Source organism: Pseudomonas sp. (assembly GCF_048265905.1).
Taxonomy (GTDB): Bacteria; Pseudomonadota; Gammaproteobacteria; order Pseudomonadales; family Pseudomonadaceae; genus Aquipseudomonas.
This window is the reverse complement of sequence record NZ_JBLXAP010000004.1, coordinates 282,171-296,963: the sequence shown is the minus strand read 5'-3', so window position 1 is coordinate 296,963 and position 14,793 is coordinate 282,171. Positions and strand designations below refer to the sequence as shown.

General features: G+C 55.1%; 12 protein-coding genes. 5 read left to right on the top strand and 7 right to left on the bottom strand.

Annotation, left to right across the window (positions count from 1 at the left end):
• The coding region (locus tag ACN0UH_RS08690; protein ID WP_417661678.1) for an IS3 family transposase at positions 1-749 on the top strand (749 nt) is incomplete at its 5' end.
• A gap of 161 nt (positions 750-910) precedes the next feature.
• Here the strand turns inward: ACN0UH_RS08690 and ACN0UH_RS08685 are convergent.
• The 5 genes from ACN0UH_RS08685 to ACN0UH_RS08665 form a co-directional block, all read right to left on the bottom strand.
• On the bottom strand, positions 911-2,689 hold the full coding sequence (locus tag ACN0UH_RS08685; RefSeq protein ID WP_417661677.1) for an acyl-CoA dehydrogenase C-terminal domain-containing protein: 1,779 nt from the start codon (positions 2,687-2,689) through the stop codon (positions 911-913).
• A gap of 169 nt (positions 2,690-2,858) precedes the next feature.
• Entirely contained in the window at positions 2,859-4,658 is a 1,800-nt protein-coding gene (locus ACN0UH_RS08680) for an acyl-CoA dehydrogenase C-terminal domain-containing protein (protein WP_417661676.1), read from the bottom strand.
• A gap of 248 nt (positions 4,659-4,906) precedes the next feature.
• Entirely contained in the window at positions 4,907-6,448 is a 1,542-nt protein-coding gene (locus ACN0UH_RS08675) for a phosphoenolpyruvate carboxykinase (RefSeq protein ID WP_417661675.1), read from the bottom strand.
• Positions 6,449-6,688: 240 nt separating this feature from the next.
• Positions 6,689-7,576: an Hsp33 family molecular chaperone HslO gene (gene hslO, locus ACN0UH_RS08670; protein ID WP_417661674.1), complete on the bottom strand. Its 888-nt coding sequence runs from the start codon at positions 7,574-7,576 to the stop codon at positions 6,689-6,691.
• A gap of 116 nt (positions 7,577-7,692) precedes the next feature.
• On the bottom strand, positions 7,693-8,091 hold the full coding sequence (locus tag ACN0UH_RS08665) for an RNA-binding S4 domain-containing protein (protein ID WP_417661673.1): 399 nt from the start codon (positions 8,089-8,091) through the stop codon (positions 7,693-7,695).
• A 108-nt stretch (positions 8,092-8,199) separates the two neighbouring features.
• Between ACN0UH_RS08665 and ACN0UH_RS08660 the strand changes: the two genes are divergently transcribed.
• Both ACN0UH_RS08660 and rimK read left to right on the top strand, forming a co-directional pair.
• The gene (locus tag ACN0UH_RS08660) at positions 8,200-8,634 is read left to right on the top strand and encodes an ATP-dependent zinc protease (RefSeq protein WP_417661691.1); all 435 of its coding nucleotides are present in this window, start codon (positions 8,200-8,202) and stop codon (positions 8,632-8,634) included.
• The gene (gene rimK / locus ACN0UH_RS08655; protein WP_417661672.1) at positions 8,631-9,536 is read left to right on the top strand and encodes a 30S ribosomal protein S6--L-glutamate ligase; all 906 of its coding nucleotides are present in this window, start codon (positions 8,631-8,633) and stop codon (positions 9,534-9,536) included. The genes ACN0UH_RS08660 and rimK overlap by 4 nt, the downstream gene beginning before the upstream one ends.
• A gap of 64 nt (positions 9,537-9,600) precedes the next feature.
• On the opposite strand, the gene ACN0UH_RS08650 is transcribed toward rimK, so the two are convergent.
• Positions 9,601-10,914 (bottom strand): ATP-binding protein, encoded by a 1,314-nt coding sequence (locus tag ACN0UH_RS08650; protein ID WP_417661671.1) that lies wholly within the window; start codon positions 10,912-10,914, stop codon positions 9,601-9,603.
• Positions 10,915-11,011: 97 nt separating this feature from the next.
• A complete protein-coding gene (ompR, locus tag ACN0UH_RS08645; RefSeq protein WP_087515399.1) occupies positions 11,012-11,749 on the bottom strand; it encodes a two-component system response regulator OmpR in 738 nt (245 codons plus the stop codon).
• Between the two features lie 313 nt (positions 11,750-12,062).
• On the opposite strand from ompR, the gene ACN0UH_RS08640 reads away from it, so the two are divergent.
• Complete coding sequence (locus ACN0UH_RS08640; RefSeq protein WP_417661670.1) at positions 12,063-14,384, top strand: Tex family protein; 2,322 nt, start codon at positions 12,063-12,065, stop codon at positions 14,382-14,384.
• Positions 14,381-14,767: a PaaI family thioesterase gene (locus tag ACN0UH_RS08635; RefSeq protein WP_417661669.1), complete on the top strand. Its 387-nt coding sequence runs from the start codon at positions 14,381-14,383 to the stop codon at positions 14,765-14,767. The genes ACN0UH_RS08640 and ACN0UH_RS08635 overlap by 4 nt, the downstream gene beginning before the upstream one ends.
• The last annotated feature ends 26 nt before the right edge of the window (positions 14,768-14,793 follow it).

Here is a 14,793-nt window from a genome sequence, read left to right as displayed (position 1 = left end):
TATCGTTTGGCATCAGCACGACGTGCTACCGCTATCAGCCACTGCTGTCTGCGGAAAATTCCGAGATTGCCGACCACCTGATCCGGCTTACGCACAATCAGCGCAACTGGGGTTTTGGCCTGTGCTTCCTGTACCTACGCAACGTGAAAGGCTACCGCTGGAATCACAAGCGGGTGTATCGGATCTATCGAGAGCTGGAGCTGAATCTGCGAATCAAGCCGCGCAAACGCATCGTGCGGGAGAAGCCCGAACCGCTGGCAGTGCCAGAAGCAATCAATCACTGCTGGTCGATGGATTTCATGCACGACCAACTGGCCGACGGCCGTAGTTTCCGCCTGTTCAATTTGATTGACGACTTTAACCGTGAAGCCCTGGCCATGGATATCGACTTATCACTGCCGACAGAACGCATCGTGCGCGCACTGGATCAAGTCATCGAGTGGCGCGGCAAGCCACAGGCGATTCGCAGCGATAACGGGCCGGAGTACATCAGTGGCAAGCTAGTCCTCTGGGCCGAAAAGCACGGAATCCGCTTGGAACATATTCAGCCCGGCAATCCGCAGCAGAACGCCTATGTCGAACGGTACAACCGCACGGTGCGTTACGACTGGCTCGGGCATTACTTGTTCGAATCAATTACTGAAGTGCAGGAGCATGCAACTCGCTGGGTCTGGACATACAATCACGAACGGCCAAATATGGCGCTGGGAGGTATCACCCCCAAACAGAAGCTGGCCCTAGCGGCCTAACCTCTACTTCTGGCGAGAACTAAAAATGGGGGGATTACCCAAGGTATTCGTAATAGTTTCATTGACGACCCATCACTCGCTGAGCGCATCAACAATAACTGATTTTTTCACAGCACTAAAAAACCCGCCGAAGCGGGTTTTTAGTTGCCTGAAGCGACTGCTTAGAATTGCGCAGCGTCGAGCAGGTACAGACTTTCACTACCGGCTTTGACGGAAGCACTCAAGGAGTGGATGCGCGGCAAAATACGGGCAAAGTAGAAGCGCGCAGTGCCGAGCTTGCTCGCATAGAAGTCATCATCACCTTGCTTAGCCAGTGCCGTGCGTGCCATCAGCGCCCACATGTAAGCGTATGCGGTGTAGCCGAAGGCGTGCAGGTACTCGACCGACGCCGCACCAATTTCATTCGGATTAGTTTTAGCGCGTTCCAGCAAGTCTGCCGTCATCTGTTCAAGAATGCTGATTGCACCTTTGAGTGGCTCAACGAACTCAGACAGCGAAGCATCAGCCGAATCGGTAAAGGCTTTGATCTCGTCAGCGAAGTGCTTATAGAAAGCCCCTCCGCTGCCAATGACCTTACGACCGACCAGATCAAGCGCCTGAATACCATTGGTGCCTTCGTAGATCTGGGTGATCCGGCAGTCGCGAACCAACTGCTCCTGGCCCCACTCCCGAATAAAACCATGGCCGCCGAAAATTTGCTGGCCGTGGATTGTGGTTTCCAGCCCAACATCGGTGAGGAAGGCTTTAGCCACAGGTGTCAGCAGCGCAACCAGCTCTTCAGCGCGTTTGCGCGTAGCCGGTTCTTCACTGAACTTGGCTGTATCGAGTTGCATGGCCACGTAGCTGGAGAATGCACGACCGCCTTCGTTCAAGGACTTCATGGTCAACAGCATGCGCCGCACATCGGGGTGCACGATAATTGGGTCAGCGGCTTTATCCGTTGCAACCGGGCCCGTTGGTGCACGGCTCTGAATACGCTCACGCGCATATTCAATTGCGCTTTGGTAAGAGCGCTCACCGGTCGACAAGCCCTGGATACCCACACCCAGACGCTCGTAGTTCATCATGGTGAACATTGCCGCCAGGCCACGGTTTGGTGCGTCGATAATGTAACCAGTCGCGCCATCAAAGTTCATCACGCAGGTGGCTGAACCTTTGATGCCCATCTTGTGTTCGATCGAGCCGCACGAAAGACTGTTGGCCTCGCCCAGCGAGCCGTCGGCGTTAACCATGAACTTCGGCACCAGGAACAGCGAAATACCTTTCGGCCCTGCTGGGGCATCAGGCAGCTTGGCCAGCACCAGATGGATAATGTTCTCGGTCAGGTCGTGTTCGCCGCCGGTGATAAATATCTTGGTGCCGCTGACTTTGTAGCTGCCATCAGCCTGTGACTCGGCCTTGGTGCGAATGATGCCCAGGTCAGTACCAGCGTGCGGCTCAGTCAGGCACATCGAACCCGCCCAAGTACCGGCATACATGTTTGGCAGGTACTTTTCTTTGAGTTCTTCGCTGGCGTGCGCGTTGATCGACAAGCACGCGCCAGCAGTCAACATAGGGTACAGCCCGAACGACAGGTTGGCCGAGTTGACCATTTCTTCGACCTGCGCCGAGATCACTTTCGGCATGCCCATACCGCCGAACATGGCATCGCCACCTACACCCACCCAACCGCCTTCGGCGTAGGTTTTATAGGCCTGTGGGAAACCATCCGGGGTCTTCACTGCGCCGTTGCTCCAGGTGCAGCCTTCTTCGTCGCCGCTACGGTTGAGCGGAGCGATAATACCGGCAGTGACTTTGCCTGCTTCTTCAAGAATTGCATTAGCGGTTTCTTCATCAACCACTTCAGCCAACGCTGGCAGCTCAGCCCACAGCTTGGATACTTCAAATACTTCGTTAAGCACAAAACGCATATCGCGCAGGGGAGCTTTGTAGTCCGCCATGGGTCATTCCTCAAAACTTGGATACAGATTCGCTACAGACTTTCGAGTGTAACCGAACAACATTAACGACACATAGGGTCGGGTTGTGACCAGTAATTCACAAAGAGTTTGCATATTATTGAAATAAAAAGACCCGCCAATTGGCGGGTCTTGGCCAGCCGACCGCTGGTCAGAATGCGAGGCTTTCAGCGCTCATGCTCATCATGCAATCACTGCCTGCCTGAGCTGCGGCGAGGTGAGCAGCGGTACGAGGCAGCAAGCGCTTGAAGTAAAACTCGCAGGTTGCCAGCTTGGCTTGATAAAACTCGGCATCGCCACTGCCGGCAGCGAGTTTTTCTGAAGCAACCAAAGCCATGCGTAGCCACAAATAGGCAAGGATGACGTAACCCGAGAACATCAGGTAATCCATGGATGCAGCACCGACTTCATCCGGATTTTTCATTGCAGCCATGCCAATCTGCTGGGTCAACTCGCCCCATTGTTTGTTCAAGCCCGCCAATTGGCTGACATAAGCATCGAACTGCGGGTTAGCGGCTTGCGACTCGCAGAACTTATGCACAATCTTGGTGAAACCGCGCAGCAGCTTGCCTTGGCTGCCCAACACCTTGCGACCGAGCAGATCCAGCGCCTGAATACCATTGGTGCCCTCGTAGATCGGCGCAATACGGCAATCACGCACCAACTGCTCCATGCCCCATTCGCGAATAAAACCGTGGCCGCCAAACACCTGCATGCCATGGTTTGTGACCTCAAGGCCGGTCTCTGTCATAAAGGCTTTACAGATTGGGGTAAGGAAGGCCAATAGGTTTTCAGCTTCTTCTCGCGCCTCTGCGCTCGGTGCACGATGTGCTTGATCGAGCAGTTGCGCAGTGAAATAGGCTAGCGCCCGGTTGCCTTGGTTGAAGGCTTTCATGGTCAGCAACATACGGCGGACATCGGGATGAACGATGATTGGGTCAGCGGCCTTCTCCGGTGCTTTGGGCCCGGTGAGCGAACGCATCTGCAAGCGATCATTGGCGTATTTGATCGCGCCTTGGAAACTGGCCTCACCCAGGCACAGGCCCTGCATGCCGGTGCCCAAACGCGCATGGTTCATCATTGTGAACATGCAGTTGAGACCTTTGTTCTGCTCGCCAATCAAGAAGCCACTTGCGTTATCAAAGTTGATCACGCAAGTGGCCGAGGCCTTGATTCCCATTTTGTGTTCAATGGAGCCGCATGACACGCCGTTGCGCTCACCCGCCTCGCCCGTGGTTGGGTCCGGGAGAAACTTGGGCACGATAAACAGAGAAATACCTTTGGTGCCCGCGGGCGCATCCGGCAGCTTGGCCAGCACCAGATGGACGATATTCTCACTCATGTCGTGCTCACCGGCAGAGATGAAAATCTTGCTGCCGGTTAATGCGTAGCTACCGTCCGCTTGCGGCACAGCGCGGGTCTTGATGATGCCCAGATCCGTACCGCAATGCGCTTCAGTCAGGCACATGGTGCCGGTCCAGGTGCCTTCGGTGAGTTTGGTCAAATACGTCTGTTTTTGTGTCTCGCTGCCGTGGGCATGAATCGCTGACATGGCGCCATGTGTCAGACCCGGATACATGCCCCACGAGGTGTTACTGGCACCAACCATCTCACTGATCATCAGCCCCAGCGAGTGCGGCAAGCCCTGTCCGCCATAGTTTGGATCTGCTGCCAAACCATTCCAGCCACCTTCGACATAGAGGGCGAAGGCTTCCTTGAACCCCTCAGGCGTGGTCACCACCCCATTATCGAACTGGCATTCTTGTTCATCACCGGAGCGATTGATAGGCGCCAAAACCTGTTCGCAAAACTTTGCGCCCTCTTCGAGAATCGCACTGACCATATCCGGTGAGGCATCGGTCGCGCCTAGCGCTGCGTAGCTTGTATGGAAATCAAAAACTTCGTCGACCAAAAAACGCATGTCGCGCATTGGCGCTTTGTATTCAGGCATGTTCGCTCTCCATCAGCAGGCGCGCGGGGCGCGTAATAATCACTCCACGCTACTGCGACATTCAGTGCTGAGCAATCAACCTCACCTCGATGAATGCGTTGCCATAATCAGAGGGTTTCTAAACGCTTGGCTTTTTGCCGCACAAAACAAAACGCCCCGCGAAAGCAGAGCTAGCGCGGGGTGTTGAGTGATCACCTGAATCAGCCTGAAAGGCTCACCAAGATGTTCGCAGCCTTTTCATAGGCCTGTTAAAGCTGAGGACCTGCGTTGCGGATTGCATCCGACACGTCGAACTTGGCGAAGTTATCGACGAACAACTTGGCCAAGCCTTTCGCGGCCTCATCGTAGGCGTTTTGATCAGCCCAGGTGTTACGTGGGTTGAGCAAGTTGGTTTCAACACCGGGTACCGACTTAGGCACGCTCAGGTTGATGATCGGCAAATGCTCAGTTTCAGTGCCGATCAGCGCGCCGCTCTGGATCGCTGCGATGACACCACGGGTAGTCGGGATGTTGAAACGCTTGCCGACGCCGTAGCCGCCGCCAGTCCAACCGGTGTTAACCAGGTAAACCTTGGAACCGAAGCCCTGAATGCGCTTGATCAGCAGTTCAGCGTATTCACCTGCTGGACGCGGGAAGAACGGAGCACCGAAGCAGGTCGAGAACGTCGACTTGATACCGCCGCCGGAACCCATTTCAGTCGAACCCACCAGCGCGGTGTAACCCGACAAGAAGTGGTAAGCCGCCTGCTCTTCGTTAAGGATCGACACTGGCGGCAATACGCCAGTCAGGTCGCAAGTCAGGAAGATTACAGCGTTAGGCTCGCCACCGAGGTTTTTCTCGGAGCGCTTCTCGATCAATTCCAGCGGGTAGGCTGCACGGCTGTTCTGCGTCAGGTTGTCATCGGCGTAGTTAGGCGTACGGTTTTCGTCGAGTACGACGTTTTCCAGTACGGCGCCAAACTGAATGGCTTTCCAGATGACCGGCTCGTTCTTCTCGGACAAGTCGATGCACTTGGCGTAGCAACCGCCTTCAATGTTGAACACCACGCCTTTGCCCCAGCCGTGCTCGTCGTCACCAATCAGGTAACGGCTTTCATCGGCCGACAAAGTGGTTTTACCTGTGCCCGACAGGCCGAAGAACAAGGTTACGTCGCCTTCTTCACCGATGTTTGCCGCACAGTGCATTGGCAACACGTCAGCTTCCGGGAGCAAGAAATTCTGCACCGAGAACATGGCTTTCTTCATTTCGCCTGCGTAACGCATGCCTGCGATCAGGACTTTCTTGGCGGCGAAGTTAAGAATCACGCAACCATCGGAGTTAGTGCCGTCACGCTCTGGCACGCACTCGAAGTTAGCCACGTTAAGGACTTGCCACTCATCACGACCGGCTGGGTTGTACTGTTCAGGATTAATGAACAGGCAACGACCAAACAGGTTCTGCCAAGCAGTCTGAGTCGTCATTTTGACTGGCAGGTAGTGGGCGTCAGCCGAACCTACGTGAACGTGTGATACGAAGCTGTCTTGAGCGTCGGAGAACGCTTGAACGCGATCCCACAGGGCGTCGAATTTGTCAGCTGGGAACGGGCGGTTGATTGCGCCCCAGGCAATTTTCGACTCAGTGGTAGGCTCTTGAACGATATAACGATCAGCAGGCGAGCGGCCGGTACGATGACCAGTACGAACGACCAGAGAACCGTTGTCGGCTAATTCGCCTTCGCTGCGACGCAGAGCCTCTTCAACCAGTTGGGCGGCGCTGATGTCGGTATACACGGCGTTTTTGGCTTGCGTCATGTGAGTCCCCGTCGGCCGGCTGGCCGATTCCTTCGTGCGTGTTGTAGTAAGGCGTACACGCTACTACATAGAAAAAAGTGCGCCGGATTATGCCAGAAAAGAAACTGAAAAGTGCAGCCTCTGATCAGACTAAATTAACGCATCGTTAGTGTTCGCCGCCGCATGCGCCCTCTGAAACAGGTAACAAACGACGGGCATGCAAGGCGCAACGACCTGCACAATGACTTTTCAGAATGCTCCTTAGTGGCGAGTATCAGACGGTGACTGACTACCACCACCGGCAAACAATTGAGCGACATCTGTTGCGTCAAATGAATAACGCTGATTACAGAATTGACAGTCAATAACCACGTTGCCGTTATGTTCATCAAGCAACTCAACGGCGTCGTCCTGACCTAAACTGACCAGCGCATTGGCTGAGCGTTCACGCGAGCAACTGCAACGGAACTGTAAAGCCCGCGGCTCAAATACCCGCAAAGGCTCCTCGTGATACAGGCGATGCAGCACGGTCTCATTATCCAGACCCAGCAGTTCCTCGGTTTTCAGCGTATTGGCCAGCGTCGAGATGTGCTGCCAGCTGGCTTCACGGCCCTCGGCGTCTTTAATCCGGTCAGCAGGCAATTGTTGCAGCAGCAGGCCGCGAGCACGTTGACCGTCTGCACTCAGCCAAAAACGGGTCGGCAACTGCTCAGAGGTCGCAAAGTAATTCGAGAAACAGTCAGCCAGAGTATCGCCTTCCAAGGCGACAATACCTTGATAACGCTGGCCCTTGGCTGGATCGATGGTCATCGCCAACATGCCTTCCGGCATCAGCTCGCGCAATCCGGCATCGGCGGCGATCAAGGCTTCATCGTAGCGGGCGATGCCACGCAACTCGCCAGCGCTGGAACACTCGACCATCAACAACGGCACTGCGCCAGATGAACGGGCCTGCAGAATAAGCAAGCCATCGAACTTTAATGTACCGATTAACAGCGAGGCCGCGGCCAGCAGTTCACCGAGCAACTGGGCGACGGGCTGCGGGTATGGGTGCTTAGCCAGGACGTGGCTGTAGGTGTCAGTCAGGCTGACCATTTCACCGCGTATATCGGTATCGTCAAACAAAAAGCGCTGGGTAGAATCAGACATGCCTACTTCACAAAAAGTGACCGGGCCGTGGATTTTAGGCGCAAATTGCGAGCTGACCAAGCGCCTCTTATCTATCGCTGCCGACAAAAAACTGCAAACCCGTATATTTTGCCGCTTCAGTCATCCTGATTACCGCGAAACTGATGGATCTGACGGCGCTGTTTTTTGCTTGGCCGGCCATCGGTCTGCATGCCTAAAGCACCCGCTTTACGTTGCGCAGCAGCCTGTTCGCGGCGTTCAATACTGTCTGGGGTTTCGCTGTACAAAGTTTGCGCTTCAGGCGCTCCGCGACGCACTACAGACAATGCCTGAACTATAATTGTGCGTTCATCAAAGCCAATGCGAATAACCAGCTCATCGCCAACTTTGGGCTCTTTGCCAGGTTTGCAGCGTTCACCGCGATGATGGACCTTGCCACCTTCAATGGCCGCTTTGGCCAGTGCCCGGGTCTTGAAAAAGCGCGCCGCCCAGAGCCATTTGTCCAAGCGGACTTTATCGTCATCTTTATTGTTCATTATTACTCTATTACTGGGTGAATATTGCCTGATGCAGTTGTCTAGAATTGCGGAAATTATTACGGATCAGCCCTATTGAAAACATTTGACCAACTAAACGTGGTCGGTTTGCGCGAGTGGATCAACCTCCCTGATCTGGGCATGATCGGCATCCGCGCTAAAATTGACACCGGTGCCAGCACCTCAAGCCTGCATGCCTCGGATATTCAACCCTTCGAGCGCGACGGTGAAGACTGGGTACGCTTCACTGCACACATCGGCACCCTGGTACAAAGCCGACACCGCTGCGAAGCACCACTGGTAGCAGTTAAACGCATTAAAAGCTCTAATGGCCAGGCGCAAAACCGGTACGTAATCCGTACCCATCTGTCGCTCGGTGATCGGTCGTGGCCAATAGAATTTACCCTAGCGTGCCGTAAAACAATGCGCTACCGCGTATTACTTGGCTCCAAAGCGCTGATTGCAGGCCAGCTCGTGGTCAACCCAGCGCTCACCTACGTACAAGACAAACCTTCGCTTAACGACCTCTCGGGTGCTCAATGAAAATCGCTGTGCTGTCGCGTAATCCGCGACTTTATTCAACCCGTCGCTTGGTCGAGGCTGGTCAGCAACGAGGCCACGAAATGGTGGTCATCGACACCTTGCGTGCCTATATGAACATCGCCAGTCATAAACCACAAATTCACTACCGTGGCGCGCCGCTTGAAGGTTTTGATGCGGTTATCCCTCGGATCGGCGCCTCAGTGACGTTCTACGGCTGCGCCGTACTGCGCCAGTTCGAAATGATGGGTGTGGTGCCACTTAATGAGTCGGTGGCTATTGCTCGCTCACGCGACAAACTGCGCTCACTGCAATTACTGTCACGCCGTGGTATTGGCCTGCCAGTCACCGGTTTTGCGCACTCGCCTGATGACATCCCGGACTTGATCCACATGGTCAATGGCGCGCCATTGGTGATCAAGGTGCTCGAAGGCACCCAAGGGATCGGCGTAGTGCTGTGCGAAACGGAAAAAGCCGCTGAGTCGGTGATTGAGGCCTTTATGAGCCTTAAACAGGACATCATGGTCCAGGAATACATCAAAGAAGCGGGTGGTGCGGATATTCGCTGCTTTGTGGTCGGTGACAAAGTTATTGCGGCGATGAAGCGTCAGGCCAAACCGGGTGAGTTTCGCTCCAACCTGCACCGCGGCGGTTCTGCCAGCTTGATCAAGATCACCCCTGAAGAACGCATGACCGCGATTCGCGCTGCGAAAGTCATGGGGCTCAGCGTGGCCGGGGTGGATATTTTGCGCTCCAATCACGGCGCGCTGGTTATGGAAGTCAACTCATCACCGGGGCTTGAAGGTATTGAATCGACCACCGGCAAAGATGTCGCCGGGATCATCATTCAACACCTGGAAAAGAACATCGGCCCGCGACTGACCCGTACCAAAGGTAAAGGCTGATTCAAACTAGCAACCATGTCGGTGGACACGCTTCACGCTGTCCACCTATATGGCCGTCAGAAAGTCAGACTGCATCCCGAGGCAGCAGCAGGCCCAAAGGCAGACATACACGTGCCTCAAGCCCGCCACCCGAACGATTGCGCAACTCAATACTGCCGCCATGCAGCGCAGCAATACGTTTGACGATAGCCAAGCCCAACCCCGCACCCTGACCACCGCGTGCCCGATCGCCACGAATAAACGGATTGGTGATGCTATTGAGCTCCGCCGGATCAATCCCTACGCCACGGTCAAGCACGCTCAACACCACGTAAGGCGCACTCATATCGCCGGACATCGAAACGGCAACCTCTGCGGTATCGCCACCGTAACGCAATGCGTTTTCGATCAGGTTGGTCAACAGCCGCTTGATCGAGATTCGGCGCAACGGGAACACCGGTATTGGCTCAAGGCATAGCCGAACCCTTTCTTGATGCTGGTTATAAGGCGTCACGACTTCACGCACCAACGTCAGCAAATCAAGCGCCTCGACAGGTTCATCACGACCATCGCGAATAAACGCCAGAAACTGATCAAGGATTGCATCCATGTCCTCGATATCACGAACCATGTCATCGGTCAGTTCCGAATCGTTCTGCAGAAACTCCAATGACAAACGCAGGCGCGTCAGTGGCGTGCGCAAGTCATGGGAAACCCCGGCGAGCATAAGCTCACGCTCCCGGGCGGCTTGCTCCACGTCTTCGGCCATCTGGTTGAAGGCGCGATACACCTCCATCATTTCATTCGGAGTGTCACTGACCGGCAAACGCACACTGCGACCTTTACCCAACTGCCGCGCGGCAAATACCAAGCCTTTGAGCGGAGCACTGAGCTGGCGAACGAAAATCCATGCGGCAGCGGTGGAGAGCAACCCTATGCCCAAAAACCAGCCGAGCACGCTCCAGATTTGCTGGCTGCGCAATGGATGTGGATAAAGCGGTACGCGAATCCAACCTTCACCCAGCGTCGGAGCATGCACCCACAAGGCCGGAGGACTTTTAGCTCGCACTCGCACTTCGGTTTCTGGGCCCAACTCGGATTGCATCTGGCGCTGGAAAATTTCGCTATACGGCCAATGCTGTTCGCTGGCTGGCACCACTTTGCGCGGCACTTGCTTGAGGTCGGCGGCTTGCGCGATGCGATCACGGTCTTCCGGATCAGCAGCCCAATAGGCACGCAGCGTCAGCGCGGCGCCATGGCTGTATTGACGGTCGACCAGCATATCCTCGTTCATCAACAGATAAACCAGGGTCAAGGCTTTGGAGAACAGTACGACGACCAATACCAGCCACAAGGTGCGTGCGAAAAAACTTTGTGGGAACCACAGCGGTGCTTTCATCAGTCACTTTTAAGCTAGGTAAAAAAACAACTGGGCGCCGTAGCGCCCAGCCTTTATGCGGCTTCTGTGCGCCCCGTGCCTGCGGGGCAGAAACCGATCAGGATTTATTGCCGTCCGGCACAAACACATAACCAACGCCCCAGACAGTCTGGATATAACGTGGCTTGGACGGATCGGGCTCGATCAAGCGGCGCAGACGCGAAATCTGCACGTCGATCGAACGCTCCAACGCATCCCATTCACGACCACGCGCCAGATTCATCAGCTTGTCGCGAGTCAATGGCTCACGAGCGTGCTGCACCAGCGCCTTGAGCACGGCAAACTCACCGGTGGTGAGCATGTGTACTTCTTCGCCCTTTTTCAGCTCACGGGTCGCCAGAGACAACTCGTAATCACCAAAGGTTACGCTGGCCTCTTCGCTACCCGGTGCGCCCGGCACGATTGGCGCCTGACGGCGCAGCACGGCTTTAACCCGAGCCAGCAATTCCCGTGGGTTGAAGGGTTTGGCCAGATAATCATCCGCCCCCAACTCCAAGCCCTGAATACGGCTGGCTTCGTCACCTTTGGCGGTGAGCATGATGATTGGCATTTGATTGTTCGATTCACGCAAGCGGCGGCACGCTGAAAGGCCGTCTTCACCTGGCAACATCAGATCCAGCACCAGCAAGCTGAATAGCTCGCGCGCTAAAACCCGGTCCATTTGCTCGACGTTTTCAACCGCGCGTACGCGATAACCTTGCTCTTCAAAGAAACGCTCAAGCAAGCGTCGAAGACGGGCATCGTCATCGACAATCAGAATTTTTTCGCCTTCAACAACAGGTGCAGTGCCGCTCATGTATAACTCCTAGACCGAGAAGCTGTTCCAGCCATTTATAACCCATATGTCGTCATAAACGCTGAATAGTCTCCAATACCAGCATTATTGCCCAGATGCCATGTTGCCTGCTCGGAGCCATTGTTAGCAGATTTTTCCCCGAACGGTCCCAGCTCACTCCTTTACGGTGTTTATAATGCGCCGCTTTAGTGTCTAGTCCGCAAGGTACATTTGAAAAGATCAGGCCGCAAACCCGGCTTGCAGAGCAGTATTTTCAGATGCCCAATTGTTTGCGAGGCTGGTTTTTCGATCCAGTGTGGGTAGTTTTTTATATATGGATAGCATCAACAACCGCATCGCCGAAGAACTGGGCGTACGCCCACAACAGGTTGCCGCCGCCGTGGCGCTGCTCGATGAAGGCTCGACCGTACCGTTCATCTCTCGCTACCGTAAAGAAGTCACCGGCAGTCTAGATGACACTCAGCTGCGTAACCTGGAAGAGCGCCTGCGCTACCTGCGTGAGCTGGATGATCGCCGCGCCAGCATTCTTGCCAGCATTGAAGAACAAGGCAAGCTAACCCCCGAGTTGCAGCGCGAAATCAGTCTTGCCGACACCAAAACACGCCTCGAAGATTTGTACCTGCCGTACAAACAAAAGCGCCGCACCAAGGGCCAGATCGCCTTGGAGGCAGGTATCGGCGAGTTGGCCGATGCGCTGTTTAACGACCCGAGCCTGACGCCTGAAACCGAAGCGGCTCGTTTTATCGATGCGGAAAAAGGCTTCGCCGACAGCAAAGCAGTGCTCGAAGGCGCCAAATACATTCTCATGGAGCGCTTCGCTGAAGATGCCACCTTGCTTGCCAGCCTGCGCAGCTTCATGAGCGACAACGCGACCATCAGCGCACGCCTGGTTGCGGGCAAAGAAACTGAAGGTGCGAAATTCCGCGATTACTTTGAGCACGATGAAAAGCTCAAAAACATGCCTTCACACCGGGCACTGGCGATTTTCCGTGGCCGCAATGAGGGCATCCTCAGCTCGAGCCTGAAAGTCGGCGACGAGCTGCCGGGCACCATGCATCCGTGCGAGGGCATGATTGCCGAACGCTTCGGCATCAGCAATCAAGGGCGTCCAGCCGATAAGTGGCTGGCTGAAGTGGTACGTTGGACCTGGAAGGTCAAGCTCTATACTCACCTTGAAACCGACCTGCTCGGCGATCTGCGTGAAAACGCCGAAAACGAAGCCATTTCAGTATTCGCCCGTAACCTCAATGACTTGCTGCTCGCCGCCCCGGCTGGCCCGCGGGCAACCTTGGGCCTCGACCCCGGTTTGCGTACCGGCTGCAAAATCGCCGTGGTCGATGCCACCGGTAAGCTGCTCGACAGTGCTACGGTTTATCCACACGCACCGAAGAACCAGTGGGATCAAACTATCTCGGTGCTGGCGGCAATGTGCGCCAAGCACTCGGTTGACCTGATTGCGATTGGCAATGGCACCGCAAGTCGTGAAAGCGACAAACTGGCGATTGAGCTGATCAAAAAGTATCCAGCCCTGAAAGCCACCAAAGTCATGGTCTCCGAAGCTGGCGCCTCGGTGTATTCGGCGTCAGAGTTGGCGGCCAAAGAGTTTCCTGATCTCGACGTGACGATTCGTGGCGCGGTATCTATTGCCCGTCGCCTGCAAGACCCGCTGGCGGAACTGGTAAAAATTGATCCGAAATCCATTGGCGTTGGTCAATACCAGCATGACGTGTCCCAGCTGAAACTGGCCCGCGGTCTGGACGCCGTGGTCGAAGACTGTGTGAACGCCGTCGGCGTAGATGTGAACACCGCGTCCAGCGCCCTGCTTGCACGCATCTCCGGCCTCAACAGCACCTTGGCACAGAATATCGTTGCCCACCGCGATGCCAACGGTGCATTCAAATCCCGTGATGATCTGAAGAAAGTGCCGCGTCTGGGCGACAAGACCTTCGAACAAGCAGCAGGCTTCCTGCGCATCATGAATGGCGACAACCCGCTGGACGCCTCAGCCGTTCACCCGGAAACCTATCCATTGGTGCAACGTATTGCCAAAGACACCAATCGCGATATTCGCTCGCTGATTGGTGACAGCAGCTTCCTCAAGCGCCTTGATCCTAAACAGTACACCGACGAAACCTTCGGCCTCGTCACAATTGGCGACATCCTTCAGGAACTGGAAAAACCGGGACGTGACCCACGTCCAGAGTTCAAGACAGCGGAATTCCAGGAAGGTGTTGAAACCCTCAATGACTTGCAGTTGGGGATGATTCTTGAAGGCGTGGTGACCAACGTCACCAACTTCGGTGCGTTTGTCGATATCGGCGTGCATCAGGATGGTTTGGTGCATATCTCTGCGCTTTCAGAGAAATTCATCAAGGACCCACACGAGGCGGTCAAGGCCGGCGAAGTGGTCAAGGTCAAAGTCATGGAAGTCGACATTCCGCGCAACCGGATTGCCCTGAGCATGCGCATGAGCGATACCCCGGGCGAGAAGGTTGAAGGTCCACGTGGCAGTGGTAATCGCGGCAATAATTCGCGCAGCAACACGCCAGCCCCGCGCCCGGAAAACAAACCGGCACCGGTCAACAATGCAATGGCATCGCTGTTCGCCAACGCCAAACAGTTGAAGAAAAAATGACCGATCTGCCAGAGGAATTAACCTCTAGCGCATTCAGCCAACTGCTCGGCGTAGAACCGCTGAGCGTGGCTGATGGTGTGGCCAAGGTGCGCCTTGAGCTCACCGACCCACTGCGCAATCGACACAAAAAGCTGCATGGCGGCGCGCTGTTTTCATTGATTGATATTGCAATGGGACTGGCCTGCTCCAGCGCCCACGGCTTCGATCAGGGCAGCGTTACGCTCGAATGCAAGGTCAATTACATACGCGCAATCGACCAAGGTTCGGTGACTTGTGTGGCTAAGGTGTTGCATGCTGGCCGCCGCACTTTAGTAGTGGAAGCGCAGGTGCATCAAGGCGACAAATTAGTCGCTACAGCACAAGGCACCTTCGCTCGCGTGTAATGGCCGTGAACTATGCTGCTGTATAA

What these genes read in the sequence shown, in the direction of transcription:
- ACN0UH_RS08685 (WP_417661677.1), bottom strand. Translation starts at nt 2,689, where the DNA reads ATGGCGGACTACAAAGCTCCCCTGCGCGATATGCGTTTTGTGCTTAAC.
- ACN0UH_RS08680 (WP_417661676.1), bottom strand. Translation starts at nt 4,658, where the DNA reads ATGCCTGAATACAAAGCGCCAATGCGCGACATGCGTTTTTTGGTCGAC.
- ACN0UH_RS08675 (WP_417661675.1), bottom strand. Translation starts at nt 6,448, where the DNA reads ATGACGCAAGCCAAAAACGCCGTGTATACCGACATCAGCGCCGCCCAA.
- hslO (WP_417661674.1), bottom strand. Translation starts at nt 7,576, where the DNA reads ATGTCTGATTCTACCCAGCGCTTTTTGTTTGACGATACCGATATACGC.
- ACN0UH_RS08665 (WP_417661673.1), bottom strand. Translation starts at nt 8,091, where the DNA reads ATGAACAATAAAGATGACGATAAAGTCCGCTTGGACAAATGGCTCTGG.
- rimK (WP_417661672.1), top strand. Translation starts at nt 8,631, where the DNA reads ATGAAAATCGCTGTGCTGTCGCGTAATCCGCGACTTTATTCAACCCGT.
- ACN0UH_RS08650 (WP_417661671.1), bottom strand. Translation starts at nt 10,914, where the DNA reads ATGAAAGCACCGCTGTGGTTCCCACAAAGTTTTTTCGCACGCACCTTG.
- ompR (WP_087515399.1), bottom strand. Translation starts at nt 11,749, where the DNA reads ATGAGCGGCACTGCACCTGTTGTTGAAGGCGAAAAAATTCTGATTGTC.
- ACN0UH_RS08640 (WP_417661670.1), top strand. Translation starts at nt 12,063, where the DNA reads ATGGATAGCATCAACAACCGCATCGCCGAAGAACTGGGCGTACGCCCA.
- ACN0UH_RS08635 (WP_417661669.1), top strand. Translation starts at nt 14,381, where the DNA reads ATGACCGATCTGCCAGAGGAATTAACCTCTAGCGCATTCAGCCAACTG.